This window comes from Streptomyces sp. BRA346 (genome assembly GCF_052851135.1).
Genome location: NZ_JAIWIH010000012.1, coordinates 360,554 through 378,618 on the forward strand (window position 1 = coordinate 360,554; position 18,065 = coordinate 378,618).

2 protein-coding genes are annotated in these 18,065 nt (G+C 73.3%); both read left to right on the plus strand.

Translation table 11 applies throughout. From position 1 onward, the window contains the following. The first annotated feature begins 435 nt into the window (after window positions 1–435). A complete protein-coding gene (locus LCH29_RS18015; protein ID WP_446462732.1) occupies window positions 436–13,569 on the plus strand; it encodes a type I polyketide synthase in 13,134 nt (4,377 codons plus the stop codon). A 107-nt stretch (window positions 13,570–13,676) separates the two neighbouring features. Beyond that, window positions 13,677–18,065, plus strand: a 4,389-nt coding sequence (locus LCH29_RS18020) for a beta-ketoacyl synthase N-terminal-like domain-containing protein (RefSeq protein ID WP_446462733.1), incomplete at its 3' end; no start/stop codon positions are given.

Here is an 18,065-nt window from a genome sequence, read left to right on the forward strand (position 1 = left end):
AAGGCAGCGCAGGCCGCGTAGGCAAGAGATTAATTCAGGGGTGAACAAAGTCCCCTGGAAAAGCCGTGGTCAACGGCTCTGTAGTCGTCCCCGTTGTGAGTCTGGATCTAGCGCACCCCCGTGTGCTCACCCTTGATCGCTTGGTCAACTTAGCACGCACCGGGGGGCGTTGGAAGTGCCGTCTTCACCATGCACCAACCGTTTGTGAAGTTCGGGCGAAACCGGACCCACGCCGCCAAAGCGGGACCAGTTCCGCGGATCAGATGGAGCTTGACGCCGGAACGGATCAGCGAGGTAGTGTTGCGATGCCTTGCGGGATGTTTATCGGGGGCGCCGGGGACCACCCCTCTTTATTGAGTTTCATTGAAGAGGGGGCCGGTGGGTGCGAATGTCCACTTTTTGCGCGGAGCGGGGGAATTCTGCGTGTTGCCAAGCATGCCTGGGCCGTCGAATGCCCACATTGCGGTTATTGGAATGTCCTGCCGATTTTCCGGCGTCGCCAATCCTGAGGACTTCTGGCAGCTGCTGAGGAACGGCACCGGAGCGGTTTCCGGCATGCCCGGCCGGCGCATGAACGTTGATTCCCGCCAGGGAAGTGAGTCGAGCACCCGGGGCTCCTTCCTGGAACAGGTGGATCAATTCGACCCCGGTCTCTTCGGGATCTCCGCGCGCGAAGCCGCCGCCATGGACCCGCAGCAGCGACTCATGCTGGAACTGGCCTGGGAAGCGCTGGAGGATTCCGGAATTCCGCCTTCGGGGCGGGCTTCCGAGCCGAAGGGCGACGTGACCGGCGTATTCGTCGGCGCCATGTGGGACGACTACGCGACGCTCACGCACCGCCGGGGCGGGGCGGCCGTCGGGCAGCACGCCATGACCGGCCTCGCGCGCGGCATCATCGCCAACCGGGTGTCCTACGTCCTGGGCCTCCGAGGCCCCAGCATGACCGTGGACACGGGGCAGTCGTCCTCGTTGGTCGCCGTGCACCAGGCCGTTCAGGCGCTGCGGGCGGGCGAGTGCTCCATGGCCCTGGCCGGTGGGGTGAACCTCGTACTGGCCCCGGAAAGTTCGGACCGTTCGGAAAAGTTCGGCGGGCTTTCTCCCGACGGGGAGTGCCGTACTTTCGACGCCCGGGCGAATGGTTATGTCCGGGGTGAGGGCGGCGGGCTCGTCGTCCTCAAGGAGTTGTCGCGGGCGCGTGCGGACGGGGACCGGATCCGCTGCGTCATCCGGGGCAGTGCGGTGAACAACGACGGCGGCGGAGAAGGGCTTGTCGCGCCGCACCGCGTCGCGCAGGAAGAGCTTTTGGGGCTCGCCTGTCAGCGGGCGGGAGTGGATCCGGCCGCGGTGCAATACGTTGAACTTCACGGAACCGGAACGCGACTCGGCGATCAGGTCGAAGCCATCGCGCTCGGTGCCGTCATGGGGAATGGTCGCCCTGCGGACGATCCGCTGCGGGTCGGATCGGTGAAAACCAATCTGGGTCATCTTGAGGGCGCCGCCGGTATCGCCGGGTTAATCAAGACCATTCTCGCCATCAGGAACAGGCGCATCCCGGCGAGCCTGAATTTCCGGACCCCGCGTCCCGACATTCCGCTGGACGCCCTCCGGCTGCGCGTACAGACGTCCCTGGAACCCTGGCCGCATGAGGACGCCCAACTCCTGGCGGGAGTCTCCGCGTTCGGGATGGGCGGGACGAACGCGCATGTGGTGCTGGAGGAAGCCCCGGCCGCCGAGCCCGGCGTCGCGTCGGCCCCGCCCGCCGTGGTGCCGTGGGTGGTGTCGGGCCGTGGCGAGGCCGCGTTGCGGGGGCAGGCGGCGCGGCTGCTGGAGCGGGTGGAGGGCGACGCGGGGCTGTCGCCGCTGGACGTGGGGTGGTCGCTGGCCTCGGGACGGGCGGAGCTGGACCGGCGGGCGGTGCTGACCGCCACCAGCCGCGATGAGCTGCTGCGGGCGCTCGGCGCCCTGGCGCGGGGCGAGACCGCCCCGGGCCTGGTCGAGGGTGCGGCGGGCGAGGGCAAGGTGGCGTTCCTGTTCACGGGGCAGGGCAGCCAGCGGCTGGGGATGGGGCGTGAGCTGTACGACACCTATCCGGTGTTCGCCGACGCCCTGGACGAGGTGTGTGCACACCTGGATCCGCACCTGGAACGGCCCCTGAAGGGGGTGCTGTTCGGCGAGGACACCGAGGTTCTGGACCAGACCGGCTTCACCCAGCCCGCGCTGTTCGCGGTCGAGGTGGCGCTGTTCCGGCTGGTCGAGGCGTGGGGGCTGCGGCCCGACGTCCTCTCCGGCCACTCCATCGGCGAGCTGACCGCCGCCCATGTGGCGGGTGTGCTGTCGCTCGCGGACGCGGCGACGTTGGTGGCCGCGCGGGGCCGGTTGATGCAGGCCCTGCCGGTGGGCGGCGCGATGGTGGCGTTGCGGGCCACGGAGGCCGAGGTGGCGCCGTTGCTCACCGACCGGGTGAGTATCGCAGCGCTCAACGGCCCGGCCTCGGTGGTCATCGCGGGCGACGAGGACGCGGTCGTCGCCATCGCCGCGTCGTTCGAGGCGCAGGGCCGTAAGACCAAGCGGCTCGCGGTGAGCCACGCGTTCCACTCGCCGCGCATGAACGGGATGCTGGAGGCGTTCCGCGAGGTGGCGCAGGGGCTGACGTACGAGGCCCCGCGCATCCCGATCGTCTCCAACCTCACCGGAAATATCGTCTCCGCCGAGGAGATCACGACCGCCGACTTCTGGGTGCGCCACGTGCGGGAGGCCGTGCGCTTCTCCGACGGCATCAGCGCCCTCCACGCCGCGGGTGTCGGCGTCTTCGTCGAGGTCGGACCGGGTGGTGCGCTCAGCTCGATGGGCGCCGAGACCGTGTCCGAGGCGGCGTTCGTACCGCTGCTGCGGGCCGGACGCCCCGAGGCGCGGGCCTTCGTCGGGGGAGTGGCCCGGGCGTGGGTTCACGGCGCGCCGGTGGACTGGCGGCAGGCGTTCGAGGGGACGGGTGCGTCCCGCGTCGACCTGCCCACGTACGCCTTCCAGCGCCGGCGGTACTGGATCGGCGAGACCGCCGGGCCCGCCGAGGACACGGCGCCGGAGCACGGCAGCGCCCTGGCCGAGCGCATCGCCGCCGCGGGCGAGGAGGAACGGCGCCGGGAGGTGCGGGCGCTGGTGCTCGCACAGACCGCGGTGGTCCTGGAGTACACGTCGGCGGAGGCGGTGGACGCGGACCGCACGTTCAAGGATCTGGGCTTCGACTCGCTGACCGCGGTCGAGCTGCGCAACCTGCTCAACACCGCGACCGGCCTCACACTGCCGTCCTCGCTGCTCTTCGACCACCCCACCCCCACAGCCCTCGTGCGGCACCTGGTGAGCCTGCTGACCGGAGCGCCGCAGGACGCCGACGCCGTGGCGCCGGAGCCGTTCGCCGTGGCCGATGACGATCCCATCGCCATCGTGGGCATGGGCTGCCGCCTGCCCGGCGGCGCCGGGTCGCCGGAGGAGCTGTGGCGCCTGGTCACCTCGGGCGGCGACGCGATCTCCGACTTCCCGTCCGACCGCGGCTGGGACCTGGCGGCGCTGTACGACGAGGACCCGGAGCGGTCCGGAACGTCGTACGTACGCCAGGGCGGCTTCCTCCACGACGCGGCCGAGTTCGACCCGGCGTTCTTCGGGATCTCGCCACGCGAGGCGCTGGCCATGGACCCGCAGCAGCGGCTGCTGCTGGAGACGGCGTGGGAGGCGTTCGAGCGGGCCGGGATCGACCCGGCCTCGGTGCGGGGCAGCCGGGCCGGGGTCTTCACGGGGGCCATGTCCCAGGACTACGGCGCCCCGCTGCACCAGGCCTCCGAGGGGCTGGACGGCTACCTGATCACCGGCAAGGCGGCCAGCGTGATCTCCGGCCGGCTGGCCTACTTCCTCGGCCTGGAGGGGCCCGCGGTCACCGTGGACACGGCGTGCTCGTCGTCGCTGGTGGCCCTGCACCAGGCGGCGCAGGCGCTGCGGGCGGGCGAGTGCTCGCTCGCCCTGGCCGGTGGTGTGACCGTGATGGCCACACCGGGGATGTTCACCGAGTTCAGCAGGCAGCGAGGGCTCGCGGCGGACGGGCGCTCCAAGGCGTTCGCGGCGGCCGCGGACGGGACCTCCTGGTCCGAGGGCGCGGGCATGCTGCTGCTGGAGCGCCTTTCCGACGCCCGCCGCAACGGACACACCGTGCTCGCCGTGATCCGCGGCTCGGCGGTGAACCAGGACGGTGCGTCCAACGGTCTGACGGCGCCCAACGGCCCCTCCCAGCAGCGGGTGATCCGCCAGGCGCTGGCGAACGCGCGGCTGACCGCGGCCGACGTCGACGTGGTGGAGGCGCACGGCACCGGGACGACGCTGGGCGACCCGATCGAGGCACAGGCCCTCCTCGCCACGTACGGACAGGGCCGGGCCGAGGACCGGCCGCTGTGGCTGGGCTCGCTGAAGTCGAACATCGGGCACACCCAGGCCGCCGCCGGTGTGGCCGGTGTCATCAAGATGGTGCTGGCGATGCGGCACGGGGTGCTGCCGGAGTCGCTGCACGTGGACGAGCCGACGCCGCAGGTGGACTGGTCGGCGGGTGCGGTGGAGCTGCTGACGGAGACGCGGGAGTGGCCGGAGGTCGGTCGTCCGCGTCGCGCGGGGGTGTCCTCGTTCGGCATCAGCGGCACCAACGCCCATCTCATCCTGGAGCAGGCCCCGGAGGCCCGCCCCGCGCCTGCCCCGGCCCCGGCCACGCCGGTGGTGGTGCCGTGGGCGCTGTCCGGGCGCGGCCCGGAGGCACTGCGGGACCAGGCGGCGCGGTTGCTCTCCCGAGTGGAGGGTGACGGGCGGCTGTCACCGCTGGACGTGGGCTGGTCGCTGGCCTCCGGCCGGGCGGCGTTCGAGAACCGCGCGGTGGCCGTCGGCGACCGCGGCACGCTGCTCACCGGGCTGGCCGCCCTGGCGCGCGGTGAGGACGCGCCGGGCCTGGTGACCGGGCCCACCGAGGGTGTGACCCGCGCTGGTGACCGGGTGGTGTTCGTCTTCCCCGGGCAGGGGTCGCAGTGGACCGGCATGGCCGTGGAACTGCTCGACACCTCCCCGGTGTTCGCGGCGCGGATGGCCGAATGCGGCCGGGCGCTGGCCGAGTTCGTGGACTGGGACCTGGAGGGCGTGCTGCGGCAGGCCCCGGGGGCGCCGACGCTGGAGCGCGTCGACGTCGTCCAGCCCGCGCTGTTCGCGGTGATGGTGTCGCTGGCGGCGCTGTGGCGTTCGTACGGGGTCGAGCCGTCCGCCGTCGTCGGACACTCCCAGGGCGAGATCGCGGCGGCGTGCGCGGTGGGCGCCCTCAGCCTGCGCGACGCGGCACGCGTGGCGGCCCTGCGGTCCCAGGCGATCGCCGACGAACTGGCCGGGCTCGGCGGCATGGTGTCGCTGGCCCTGACCGCCGAGCAGGCCACGCAGCGCATCGCCGACTGGTCCGGCAGGCTCTCCCTGGCCACGGTCAACGGCCCCACCTCGGTCGTGGTGGCCGGTGACGTCGACGCCCTGGACGAGCTGCTGGCCGCCTGCGAGGCCGACGGGGTGCGGGCGCGCCGCATCGCCGTGGACTACGCCTCGCACTCGACCCACGTCGAGGCCATCGAGGAGAAGCTGGCCCGCGTCCTGGCCGGGATCGCGCCCGCGCCGTCGCCGGTGCCGTTCTACTCGACCGTGACCGGCGGTGTCCTGGACACCACCGCGCTGGACAGCGGCTACTGGTACCGCAACCTGCGGCAGACGGTGCGCTTCGAGGAGACCGTCGGGGCCGTGCTGGAGGCCGGGGACGCGGTCTTCGTCGAGGTGTCCGCGCATCCCGTACTGGCGGCGGCCGTTCAGGAGACCGCCGAGGCGCGGGGCGCCGAGCAGTCGGCGGTCGTGGGCTCGCTGCGCCGGGACGAGGGCGGTCCGGAGCGCTTCGCCGCCTCGCTCGCCGACGCCTGGGTGCGCGGTGTCCGGGTGGACTGGACGCGCGCGTTCGAGGGTGCGGGCGCGCGACGCGTGGACCTGCCGACGTACGCCTTCCAGCGGCAGCGCTACTGGCTGGAGGCCCCGGCCGCCACCGCGGCCGCGACCACGGAAGACGCTGTCGACGCCCGCTTCTGGGAAGCGGTCGAGAGCCAGGACCTGGCGTCCCTCCGCAGCACCCTCGACGTCTCGCCCGAGCGGCCGTTCAGCGAGATCCTCCCCGCCCTGTCGATGTGGCGGGCGCGGCAGCGGGAACAGTCGCTCCTCGACGGCCTGCGGTACGACATCACGTGGCAGCCGCTCGCCAAGACGCCGCGCCCGATGCTCTCGGGCACCTGGCTCGTCGCCGTGCCCTACGCCCTGGCGACCGACCCGTGGACGGTGTCCCTGGTCCGCGGGCTGGACGCCTCGGGGGCCCGTACGGTGATCCTGCCGGTGGAGACCGGCGCGAGCGACCGGACCGCCCTCGCACGGTCCGTGGCCCAGGTGATCGGGGACGCCGCGCCGGTGGCGGGGGTGTTGTCCCTGCTCGCGCTGGACCCCGACGCACGGCACGACGACGTGCCCGCCGGACTGGCCGGGACCGTCGCGCTGTTCCGGGCACTGGACGACGCCGGTGTCGCGGCACCGCTGTGGTGCGCCACGCGCGGCGCCGTCGCCACCGGCCCCGCCGAGCGGCTGGGCGGCGTCGACCAGGCGCAGGTGTGGGGCTTCGGCCGGGTCGCGGCCCTGGAACACCCCGAGCGCTGGGGCGGCCTGATCGACCTCCCGGACACTCTGGAACGCCGGGCGCGGGAGCGGATGTGCGCCGTGCTGACCGGGGAGAGCGGCGAGGACCAGGTCGCGATCCGGGCCGTCGGAGTCTTCGTACGCCGCCTGGTGCGCGCGCGTACGGCCCGCACCGGCGACGGGTGGCGGCCGCGCGGCACCGTGCTGATCACCGGCGGTACGGGTGCGCTCGGCGGGCATGTGGCCCGGTGGCTGGCCCGGCACGGCGCCGAACACCTGGTGCTGGCCGGACGCCGGGGCCCTGACGCCCCGGGCGCCACCGCGCTGGAGGCGGAACTGACCCGGCTGGGCGCCCGGGTGACGGTGGCCGCGTGCGACGTGGCCGAACGGGACGAGCTGGCCGGGCTGCTGGACGCGCTGGCGGCCCGTACCGACGACGTGCCGCCGCTGACCGCCGTCGTGCACACGGCCGGAGTGCTGGCCGACGGCGTCATCGCGACCCTCGAACCGGACCAGATCGCGCGGGTGCTACGGGCCAAGGTGACCGCGGCGCGCCACCTGGACGAGCTGACCGCCGGTCTCGACCTCGACGCGTTCGTGCTCTTCTCCTCCGTGATGGGCGGCCTGTGGGGCAACGGCGGCCAGGCCGCCTACGCCGCCGCCAACGCCTGTCTCGACGCCCTCGCCCGCGACCGCCATGACCGCGGCCTGCCCGCGCTGTCCGTAGCCTGGGGCACCTGGGCGGGGGGCGGCATGGTCGGCGACGACACCGACGCACGGATGCGCCGCCGCGGCCTGACCGCCATGGCGCCCGAGTCGGCCGTCGAGGCACTGGGCCGCGCGGTGCGGGCGGACGAGCCGTTCGTCGCCGTCGCCGACGTGGAGTGGGCCCGCTTCGTACCGGAGTTCACCTCGACCCGGGCGAGCCGGTTGTTCGACGAGCTGCCCGAGGCCGCGAGCGCCGCACGGGCAGGTGGCGCCTCCGGTGGCACGGAGCCCGCCGAAGCGGCGGCCGGGCCGGAACTCGGCCGACGGCTGGCCGGGCTCGCCCCGGCCGAGCAGGAACGCCTGCTGGTCGACCTGGTACGCACCCACGCCGCCGCGGTGCTGGGACACGCCGGAAGCGACGCCGTCGCCGTGGGGCGCGCCTTCAAGGAACTCGGCTTCGACTCGATGCGGGTCATGGAGCTGCGCAACCGGCTGAACACGGCCACCGGTCTGCGGCTCGCCACGGGCGCGGTCTTCGACCACCCCACGGTCACCCTCATGGCCCGCCACCTGCGCGCGGAACTCGTGGGCGACACGGACCCGGCACCCTCGACCACTCCGGTATCCGGCCCTGCCCCGGCGGACGACGAGCCGATCGCCATCGTCGCGATGGGCTGCCGACTCCCCGGCGACGTCCACACCCCCGAAGAGCTGTGGCGCCTCCTCGACCAGGAACGCGACGTCATCGCGGGGCTGCCGACGAACCGCGGCTGGGACCTGGACACCCTGTACGACCCGAACCCGGGCCGACCGGGCCGGAGTTACGTCCAGGAGGGCGGCTTCCTCTACGACGCCGCCGAGTTCGACCCGGCCTTCTTCGGGATCTCGCCGCGCGAGGCGCTGGCGATGGACCCGCAGCAGCGGCTGCTGCTGGAGACGTCGTGGGAGGCGTTCGAGCGGGCCGGGATCGACCCCGTCCAGCTCAAGGGCAGCATGACCGGTGTCTTCGCCGGTATGACCTACCAGGACTACGCCGCCCGGCTGCACGAGGCCCCCGAAGAGTTCGAGGGCTTCCTGCTCACCGGCAAGTCGTCCAGTGTCATCTCGGGCCGCATCGCTTACGCGCTGGGCCTTCAGGGGCCCGCCATCACCGTGGACACGGCGTGCTCGTCGTCCCTGGTGTCGCTGCACCTGGCGGTGCAGTCGCTGCGGGCGGGCGAATGCTCGCTCGCCCTGGCCGGTGGCGTGGCGGTGATGGCCGCGCCCGGCATGTTCATCGAGTTCAGCAGGCAGCGCGGGCTCGCGGCGGACGGGCGCTCCAAGGCGTTCTCGGACGCGGCCGACGGCACCTCCTGGTCCGAGGGCGCGGGCATGCTCCTGCTGGAGCGGCTGTCCGACGCGCGGGCGAACGGCCATCCGGTGCTCGCGGTGGTACGCGGCTCCGCCCTCAACCAGGACGGTGCGTCGAACGGTCTGACGGCGCCGAACGGCCTCTCACAGCAGAAGGTGATCCGCGCGGCGCTCGCCAACGCGGGCGTGTCGGCCGCGGATGTGGACGTGGTCGAGGCACACGGCACCGGGACGACGCTCGGCGACCCGATCGAGGCGGAAGCGCTGCTGGCCACGTACGGGCAGGAGCGCGCCGAGGGCCAGCCGCTGTGGCTGGGCTCGCTGAAGTCCAACGTGGGGCACACGCAGGCCGCTGCGGGTGTGGCCGGTGTCATCAAGATGGTGCTGGCACTCCGGCACGGGGTGTTGCCGCGGACCCTGCACGTGGACGAGCCGTCCTCGAAGGTGGACTGGTCGTCGGGTGCGGTGGAGCTGCTGACGGAGGCGCGGGAGTGGCCGGAGGCGGAGGGCCGTCCGCGGCGTGCGGGTGTGTCCGCGTTCGGGGTGAGCGGGACGAACGCCCACGTGATCCTGGAGCAGGCGCCCGAGGTGGAGCCGGGTGAGGCGGCCGGTGTGGTGCCGGTGGCGGTGCCGTGGGTGGTGTCGGGCCGTGGCGTCGAGGCGTTGCGGGGGCAGGCGGCGCGGTTGCTGGCCCGGGTGGAGCGCGATGGCGAGCTGTCGCCGGTGGATGTGGGCTGGTCGCTGGCGTCCGGGCGGGCGGTGTTCGAGAACCGTGCGGTGGTGAGCGCGGGGTCGCGGGATGAGCTGGTGGCCGGGCTGGGCGCGCTGGCGCGGGGCGAGGAGGCTCCCGGGCTGGTGACGGGCGCGGCTGCGGGGGCTGGTGGCCGGGTGGTGTTCGTGTTCCCGGGCCAGGGTTCGCAGTGGGCGGGGATGGCGGTGGAGTTGCTGGATGCCTCGCCGGTGTTCGCCGACCGGATGGCGGAGTGCGCGGCTGAGCTGGCCCGGTTTGTGGACTGGGATCTGCTGGATGTGGTGCGGCGGGTGTCGGGCGCTCCGTCGTTGGAGCGGGTTGATGTGGTGCAGCCGGTGTCGTGGGCGGTGATGGTGTCGTTGGCGGCGCTGTGGCGTTCGTACGGCATCGAGCCCGCGGCCGTCGTGGGGCATTCGCAGGGCGAGATCGCTGCGGCCTGTGTGTCCGGTGCGTTGTCGTTGGAGGACGGTGCGCGGGTGGTGGCGTTGCGGTCGCAGGCCATCGCGGGTGGTCTGGCGGGTCGTGGCGGGATGGCTTCCGTTGCGTTGCCGTTGGCCGAAGTCGAGGCCCGGTTGGAGCGGTGGGCGGGGCGGCTGGAGGTGGCCGCGCTCAATGGCCCGACGTCGGTCGTGGTGGCCGGTGAGCCAGGGGCGCTGGATGAGCTGGCGGCGGAGTGTGAGGCCGCGGAGGTTCGTTACCGCCGTGTCGCGGTGGATTACGCCTCGCACACCTCGCATGTGGAGCTGATCGAGGACGAGTTGGCCCGGGTGCTGGCGTCCGTACGGCCGCAGACCAGCCAGGTGCCGTTCTTCTCCACCGTGACGCGTGAATGGCTGGACACGGCCGGGCTGGATGCCTCGTACTGGTACCGGAACCTGCGGCAGACGGTCCGTTTCCAGTCCGCAATCGAGACGCTGACCGAGCAAGGGCACGACACGTTCATCGAGGTCAGTTCGCATCCCGTCCTGACCATGAGCGTGCAGGACATCGCCGATGCGGCAGTGGTCACCGGCACGCTGCGGCGGGACGACGGCGGCCTGGACCGGTTCCTGACCTCGGACACGGGCGCCTCGCGCGTGGACTTGCCCACGTACGCCTTCCAGCGCCGCCGCTACTGGCTGGACACGAGCGTGGGCGGCAAGGCCGTCGTATCGGGCCTCGGTCTTGAGTCGGCCGAGCACCCGCTGCTGGGGGCGGCCGTGGAGCTTCCGGACTCGGCGGGCGTGGTCTTCACGGGGCGGCTGTCGCCGCGTACGCATCCGTGGCTTCTGGACCACCAGGTGCGCGGTGTGGTGCTGCTGCCCGGTACCGGGTTCGTGGAGCTGGCGGTCCGGGCCGGTGACCAGGTCGGCTGCGATGTGGTCGAGGAGCTGACGCTCCAGACCCCGCTGATCATCCCGGAAGCGGAGGGCGTGCGGCTGCGGGTGACGGTACGCGGGCCGGACGATACGGGTCGGCGCGAGATGACCGTCCACTCCCAGCCGGAGGACCCCGCGTACACCGATGGCGGGTGGGTTCTGCACGCCACGGGCGTCCTGGCCGTGGCCGGAGCCGCGTCGCCCGCCGTACGTGCCCTGAGCGTGTGGCCGCCGGAGGGCGCGGTGGCCGTGGACACGGCCGATCTGTACGAGGACTTCGCTGCCGCGGGCTATGAGTACGGCCCGGTGTTCCAGGGACTGCGGGCCGCGTGGCGGCGTGGGGACGAGGTGTTCGTCGAGGCCGTGCTGCCCGAGGAGCAGCACGCCGAGGCCGCCGGGACGGCGCTGCACCCGGCCCTGCTGGACGCGGCGCTGCACGGGCTGCGGCTGGGCGACGCGTTCGGGGACCGGTCCGTCGTACGGCTGCCGTTCGCGTGCCGTGGCGTCACGGTGCGGGCGGCGGGCGCGTCGCGGGTGCGGGTGGCGCTGGCCCCGGCGGGCGGTGACGCCGTGTCGGTGACCATCGCCGATGGCACGGGCCAGCCCGTGGCGGGCATCGACGCGCTCGTGCTCCGGCCGGTCGACCCGGCGCAGCTCGATGTCGCCGGCCGGACCGGGCAGGGCGGTGCGCTGTACCGGGTGGCGTGGGAGCCGTCGCGGCAGACGTCGGCCCGTCCCGAAGGGCGCGGGGCGTGGGCCGTGGTCGGCCCGGGCGAATTCAAGCTGGGCGATGCCGTCGGCCCGCACGCCGATGTGGTGGCGTACCCCGATCTGGGGGCGCTGGGCGCGGCGGTCGAGGCGGGCGCGGCGGCGGCGCCGGATGCGGTGTTCGTCGCCTGCTTCCCGGACGACGGAGATGGCGACGGCGCGGAGAGGGCCGCCGAGGGCGTGCGTACGGCCGTCGATGGCGCGCTCGCGACGATACGGACGTGGCTCGCCGACGACCGCTTCGCCGCGGCCCGGCTGGTGTTCCTCACCCGGCGCGCCGTGGCGGCCCGTCCCGGTGAGCGGCCGGATCTGCTGAACGCGCCGCTGTGGGGCCTGGTCCGGTCGGCCCAGGCGGAGAACCCCGGCCGGTTCGTCCTGGTCGACGTCGACGACATCGAGGTCTCCGGCCCGGCGCTGCCGTACGCCCTGGCCACGGACGAGCCCCAGGTCGCCGTGCGCAACGGCGAACTGCTGCTCCCGCGCCTGTCGAAGACGTCCCCACCACCGGCGGGCCCGGGAACCGACGAGCGCTTCGCCCCCTCGGGTACGGTCCTGGTCACCGGCGCCACCGGAACGCTCGGCGCGCTGCTGGCCCGCCACCTCGTCACCGAGCACGGCGTACGGCGGCTCCTGCTGACCAGCCGCAGCGGCACCACGGCCCGTGGCGCCGCCGAACTCCAGGCGGAGCTGGGCGCGTTGGGCGCCGACGTGACGGTCGCCGCGTGCGACGCCGCCGACCGGGAAGCGCTGGCGTGCGTCCTCGCCGAGGTGCCCGCCGAACACCCCCTGACGGCCGTCGTGCACGCGGCCGGAGTGCTGGACGACGGCGTCGTCACGTCCATCACCCCGGAGCAGGCCGAGAGGGTGCTGCGGCCCAAGGTGGACGCCGCGCTCCACCTCCACGAGCTGACGCGGGACCTGGACCTGTCCGCGTTCATCCTCTTCTCCGGCGCGGCGGGCACGTTCGGCACGGCCGGGCAGAGCGTCTACGCGGCGGCCAACGTCTTCCTCGACGCCCTGGCCCACCACCGCCGGGCCCTCGGCCTGCCCGCCCAGTCGCTCGCCTGGGGGCTGTGGGCCGAGCGCAGCGGCATGACGGAACAGCTGGGCGCCGGCGCCGTGCAGCGGCTGGCCCGCACCGGCATCGCCCCGATGGAATCCGACCGTGGCCTGGCGCTCTTCGACGCGGCCGGGAGCCTGAGCGACCCGGTGCTGCTGCCGATGCGGCTGGACACGGCCGCGCTGCGCCACCGCGCCACCGAAGCCGACGTACCGGCGCTGCTCCGCGGCCTGGTGCGCACTCCCTCCGTGCGCAGGGCCACCGCGAGCGGGGCCGGGGTCGGGGAGGGCGCCGAGACGGCGGCCGGGAACGCGGCGGAGCTGCGGCAACGCCTCGTGGGGCTCGACGAGGACGAGCGGCGACGCGCGCTCCTCGACGTCGTACGGACCCATGCGGCCGCGGTGCTGGGCCACGCCACGGCGGCGGAGGTCCAGCCGGGGCAGCCGTTCAAGGATCTCGGCTTCGACTCGCTGACCGCCGTGGAGCTGCGCAACCGGCTGAACGGCGCCACGGGGCTGCGGCTTCCGGCCACCCTGATCTTCGACTACCCGACACCCAACGCCCTGACGGTGCACCTGATGGCGGAGTTCGGCCCGGCGGACGCCACGACGGCGGACGCACCCGGGCTCCGTCCCGGGCTCAGCGAACTCGATGCGCTGGAAACAGTCCTGACCAGGCTGCCCAACGACGACGCACACCGCGGAATCATCCGGTCCCGATTGCGGGATCTGCTCGCGCAATGCGACGGCGACGGGCCGGGCGAGGGACAACGCGCGACCTCTGTAGTGGACCAACTGGATTCGGTAAGCGACGACGATCTTTTCAGTTTCATCGACGAACAGCTCTGATATCCCAACGCTGATCTACCGCAACCGATGACAGCATCGCCGTACCCGCTATGGCTGGACGCTGCTCGGCGTGAATTTCTTTGAACGGGGAGAGGAAAACCACGGGGATGGCAAACGAAGACAAGCTTCGTGCCTATCTGAAGCGCGTCACCGGGGATCTGCACCAGGCCCGGCAGCGCTTGCAGCAGCTGGAGGACGGCAGCGCGGAGCCGATCGCGATCACCGCGATGAGCTGTCGTTACCCGGGTGGCGTGGAGTCGCCTGCGGAGCTGTGGAACCTCGTGGCCTCCGGTGCCGACGCGGTCTCCGGATTTCCCACCAACCGTGGCTGGGACCTGGACGACCTGTTCGACTCCGACCCCGATGCCAAGGGCAAGAGCTATGCCCGCGAGGGCGGTTTCCTGCACGACGCCGATCAATTCGACCCGGCGTTCTTCGGTATCTCCCCGCGCGAAGCCATGACCATGGACCCCCAGCAGCGGCTTCTGCTGGAGACCTCCTGGGAAGCCCTCGAACGAGCCGGAATAGAACCGGATTCGCTGCGCGGCAGCCGGACCGGCGTTTTCGCGGGCGTGATGTACGACGACTATGGCGCGGCCCGCATTTACGGCGGTAGCGCGGACGAGTTCGAGGGCTATCTCGTCAACGGCAGCGCGGGCAGCATCGCCTCGGGCCGGGTGGCGTACACCCTGGGTCTTGAGGGCCCCGCGGTGACGGTGGACACCGCGTGCTCGTCGTCGCTGGTGGCGCTGCACCTGGCGGTGCAGGCGCTGCGCGCGGGCGAGTGCTCGATGGCGCTGGCCGGTGGTGTCACCGTCCTCGCCACGCCGAGCCTGTTCGTGGAGTTCAGCCGTCAGCGCGGGCTGTCGCCCGACGGCCGGTGCCGGTCGTTCTCGGACGACGCGGACGGTACGGGGTGGGCCGAGGGCGCGGGCATGCTGCTGCTGGAGCGGCTGTCGGACGCCCGGGCGAACGGCCACCCGGTGCTGGCGGTGGTGCGGGGTTCCGCGGTGAACCAGGACGGTGCGTCCAATGGCCTGACGGCGCCGAACGGACCGTCGCAGCAGCGGGTGATCCGGGCGGCGCTGGCGAATGCGGGTGTGGCGGCTGCGGATGTGGACGCGGTCGAGGCGCATGGCACGGGGACCACGCTGGGCGACCCCATCGAGGCGCAGGCGCTGCTGGCCACGTATGGGCAGGGGCGTGCCGAGGGCGAGCCGCTGTGGCTGGGTTCGCTCAAGTCCAACATCGGGCATGCGCAGGCCGCGGCGGGGGTGGCCGGTGTCATCAAGATGGTGGAAGCCATGCGGCACGGGGTGTTGCCGCAGACGCTGCATGTGGGTGAGCCGTCGTCCAAGTCGTCCAAGGTGGACTGGGACGCGGGCGCGGTGGAGCTGCTGAGCGAGGCGCGGGCGTGGCCGGAGGCCGACGACCGGCCGCGGCGTGCGGGCGTGTCCGCCTTCGGCGCGAGCGGGACCAACGCGCACGTCATCCTGGAGCAGGCGCCCGAGCCGGAGCCCGCTTCGGATGCGGGCGCGGATGCGGATGCGGATGCGGGCGCGGTGGCGGCCGGTGTTGTGCCGTGGGTGGTCTCGGGGCGTGGTGCCGAGGCGTTGCGGGGGCAGGCGGCGCGGCTGCTGGCCCGGGTGGAGGGCGATGGCGGGCTGTCGCCGGTGGATGTGGGCTGGTCGCTGGCGTCGGGGCGTGCCGCGCTGGAGGACCGTGCGGTGGTCGTCGCTCCCGACCGCGAAGGTCTGATCGCCGGTCTGGGCGGTCTGGCCCGGGGCGAGTCCGTCCCGGGCCTGGTGGAGGGGTCGGTCGCCGAGGGCCGGGTCGCGTTCCTGTTCACGGGCCAGGGCAGTCAGCGGCTCGGGATGGGGCGTGCGCTGTATGACGCCCATCCGGTGTTCGCCGATGCGCTGGACGAGGTGTGCGCGGAGCTGGACCGTCACCTTGAGCGGCCGTTGAAGGACGTGCTGTTCGGGGAGGACGGCGAGGCGCTGGACCGGACCGGTTTCACTCAGCCCGCGCTGTTCGCGGTGGAGGTGGCGCTGTTCCGGCTGGTGCAGGCGTGGGGTGTGCGGCCCGACTTCCTCTCGGGGCATTCGATCGGCGAGCTGGCCGCCGCGCATGTGGCGGGTGTGCTGTCGCTCGCGGACGCGTGCGCGCTCATGGCGGCGCGTGGCCGCCTGATGCAGGAGCTTCCGGCCGGTGGCGCGATGATCGCCGTCCAGGCGTCGGAGGACGAGGTGGCGCCACTGCTGACCGAGCGGGTGAGCATCGCCGCGGTGAACGGTCCCGCGTCGGTGGTCATCGCGGGTGACGAGGACGTGGCGCTGGAGATCGCGGCGTCGTTCGAGGCGCAGGGGCGTAAGACCAAGCGGCTCACGGTCAGCCACGCTTTTCACTCGCCGCGTATGGACGGGATGCTGGAGGCGTTCCGTGAGGTGGCGCAGGGGCTGTCGTACGAGGCTCCGCGCATCCCGATCGTGTCCAACCTGACGGGTGAGCTGGTCTCCGCCGAGGAGATCGCCACCCCGGACTTCTGGGTGCGCCACGTCCGCGAGGCGGTGCGCTTCCTCGACGGTGTCCGCACCCTGGAGGCGCAGGGCGTCACCACGTACGTCGAGCTGGGCCCCGACGGTGTGCTCACCGCCATGGCGCAGGAGTGCGTGACCGGCGACGACGCCGCGTTCGTGCCGGTGCTGCGGGCGGACCGCGCCGAGGAGCAGGCGTTCCTCGAGGGCGTGGCCCGGGCGTGGACCCTTGGCGTGGCGGTCGACTGGCGGCAGGCGTTCGAGGGGACGGGTGCGTCCCGCGTCGACCTGCCCACGTACGCCTTCCAGCGCCAGCGGTACTGGATAGAGGTCACCCCCGGCGCGAAGGGGGACCTGGGCTCGGTCGGCCTGCTGCCGACCGAACATCCCCTGCTGGGCGCGGCCATGGACCTCCCCGACTCCGACGGTGTGGTCTTCACCGGGCGGCTGTCGCTGCGTACGCAGCCGTGGCTGGCCGACCACGTGGTGGCCGGTGCGGTGCTGCTGCCCGGGACGGCGTTCGTGGAGCTGGCGGCCCGCGCCGGTGACCAGGTCGGTTGCGATGGGGTGGAGGAGCTGACGCTCCAGGCGCCGCTGGTGGTCGCCGAGCAGGGTGGCGTACGGCTGCGGCTGACCGTCGGGGAGCCCGACGAGGCGGGCCGACGGACGGTGAATGTGTACGCGCGCCGGGAGTCGGCCGCACCCGAGGAGACGTGGACGTGCCACGCCACGGGCGTGCTCGCAGCGGGAGGCGCGCAGCCCGCGGCCGACCTCGCGGTGTGGCCCCCGGCCGGAGCCGCCGCGGTGGAGACGGCCGGGCTGTACGACGCGCTGGCCGACGCCGGGCAGGGCTACGGGCCGGTGTTCCAGGGCGTACGGGCGGCCTGGCGGCGCGGCGACGAGCTGTTCGCCGAGGTCGCGTTGGACGAGGAACAGCAGGAGGAGGCGGCGCGTTTCGGCGTGCATCCGGCGCTGCTGGACGCGGCGCTGCACGGGCTGCGGCTGGGCGGATTCTTCTCCGACGACCGGGCGCGGCTGCCGTTCGCGTGGCGCGGGGTGACGCTGCACGCGGTGGGTGCCTCGCTGCTCCGGGTGCGGCTGGCCCCGGCCGGTGGGGACGCGGTGTCGGTGACGGTCGCGGACGGCGCGGGACAGCCCGTCGCGACGGTCGACGCGCTGGTGACGCGGGTGGTCGACCCCGAACAGCTCCAGCTCGCCGCTGCCGCCGCACAGAGCGCCCACCGCGATGCGCTGTTCCGCGTCGAGTGGACCGCGGTGCGGCGGGAGGCCCTGGACGAGGCCCACGGGGCCGGGGTTACGGGGACGGTCGGGGCATACGACGACCTGGGCGCCCTGACCGAAGAGGTCGAGGCGGGCGCGACGGTGCCGGACCTCGTGGTGTGCCGCCTCTCGACTACGGAAGCCGTATCGGGCGGCGGGACGGCCCACGCGGCGCGTAGGGCCGTCCAGGACGCCGCGGCCCTGGCGCAGCAGTGGCTGGCGGATGAGCGGTTCGCCGGTTCGCGGCTGGCGGTGGTGACGTCGGGCGCGATGGCGATCGGGGCCGACGAGACGGTCGGGGATCTGGCGGCGGCCGCGGTGTGGGGGCTGTTGCGGTCGGCGCAGACGGAGAACCCGGGCCGGTTCGTGCTGGTGGACACCGATGGCGAGGACGTGCCCCCGGCCGTCCTGGCGTGGGTGCTCGGCGCTGCGGACGAGTCGCAGCTCGCGGTGCGCGGCGGCGAGGTGCGCGTACCGCGGGTGGCGTCGGTCGTGCCGTCCGGGCGGGAGGCGGCTCCGTCGTGGGGCGGTGCCGATGGCGACGGAACCGTGCTGGTCACCGGGGCCACCGGGGCGCTGGGTGGTCTGGTGGCGCGGCATCTGGTGGTGGAGCACGGTGTGCGGGACTTGCTGCTGGTGAGCCGTCGTGGCCCGGACGCGGAGGGCGCGTCGGAGTTG